We start from the raw sequence: 1,500 nt of genomic DNA on the forward strand, positions 1-1,500 counted from the left end.
GCAACGCCGTCAGTTAGGCGTGGGGGCTGTTCGTCAAGGCTGGTGAACGAGGCAGCGGAGCTGCTGTAGGAAGAGGTTGTCCTCCAAGACATCCTCACTACAGGAGCTCCGCTGTTGGGACAGGCTGCCATAACCAGGACGGTCGGGGTAGCGGCCGGGGTGTTCGCGCCGGGGCATATCGGTGAGCTGACCCGGATCATCCCGTTCGAAATGGTCGACGAGGTGCTGGCCGAGACCGGTGCGGTGCAGCGCAGGATCCGTCTGCTGCCGGCGCGGGTCACGGTCTACCTGCTGCTGGCCGGAGCGCTCTTCAACGGGCTGGGCTACCGGCAGGTGTTCGACCGGTTGCGCGCCGGCCTGTCGGACCTGGCAACGGTTCGGCCCAGCGGCAGCGCTCTTCGCCAAGCGCGACAGCGGCTGGGGCCGGCACCCATGAAAGCACTGTTCGACTTGGTGAGCGGGCCTGCGGCCACGACCGCGGGCGCCGGGCGGTGGCGGGGTTTGAGAATCGTCGCGGTCGACGGCACCCTGCTGTCGGTTCCGGACTGTCCGGCCAACCTTGCGGTGTTCAGCCGGCAGCGGCTCGGCAACGGGATCTCGGGCTATCCGCAGCTGCGTCTGGCCGCGCTGGTGGCCTGCGGGACACGTTCGGTGATCGGGGCCGTGTTCGGTCCAGCCGCAACCGGCGAGCTGGAGTACGCCCGTCGCCTGGCGGCGGACCTTCGGGCCGGGATGCTGCTGCTGGGTGACCGGAACTTCGCCGCCGCCGCGCTGCTGAACCAGATGGCCGCCACCGGCGCCGACCTGCTCGTGCGCTGCAAGGCCAACCGGAACCTGCCAACGGTGGCCCGTTGCCGCGACGGCTCGACACTGACCCGCATCGGAATGCTGACCATGCGCGTCATCAACGCCGAGATCACCATCCGCACTGCTCAGGGCACACGCACCGGCCACTACCGGCTGCTGACCACCCTCACCGACCCTGCCACCCACCCGGCCGGTGAACTCGTCCGGCTCTACCACGAGCGCTGGGAGATCGAGACGGCCTATGCGGAGCTGAAGTCCACGATCCTGGGCGGGCGCGTCCTGCGGGCACGCACCCCGGACGGCATCGAGCAAGAGGTCTGGTCCCTGCTGACCGCCTACCAGGCACTGCGGACCGCAATGACCGACGCCACCGACAGCGTCCCGGGCACCGACCCGGACCGGGCCGGCTTCACCACCGCCCTCACCGCCGCCCGGGACCAGCTCGTCCTGGCCGCCGGCGTCATCCCCGGCATCGACATCGACCTCGTTGGCACCATCGGCCGTCACGTCCTGGCCCACCTTCTGCCGGCCCGGCGGGTCCGTACCAAAGACCGCATCGTCAAACGCGCGATCTCCAAGTACAACGCACGCGGACCCGCCATCGACCGCACTACCTACAAAGCCACCATCAGCATCGCCATGCTCACGAGCGGCCCTTGACACCCCCAGCCCCGCCCTAACTGAACGGCGTTG

At 69.1% G+C, this 1,500-nt stretch carries 1 protein-coding gene; it reads left to right on the top strand.

Annotation, left to right across the window (positions count from 1 at the left end; genetic code table 11):
* The first annotated feature begins 114 nt into the window (after positions 1–114).
* The gene (locus AOQ53_RS20995) at positions 115–1,467 is read left to right on the top strand and encodes an IS4 family transposase (RefSeq protein WP_059419489.1); all 1,353 of its coding nucleotides are present in this window, start codon (positions 115–117) and stop codon (positions 1,465–1,467) included.
* The last annotated feature ends 33 nt before the right edge of the window (positions 1,468–1,500 follow it).

This window comes from Streptomyces azureus (assembly GCF_001270025.1).
In the GTDB taxonomy this organism is placed as follows: Bacteria; Actinomycetota; Actinomycetes; order Streptomycetales; family Streptomycetaceae; genus Streptomyces; species Streptomyces azureus.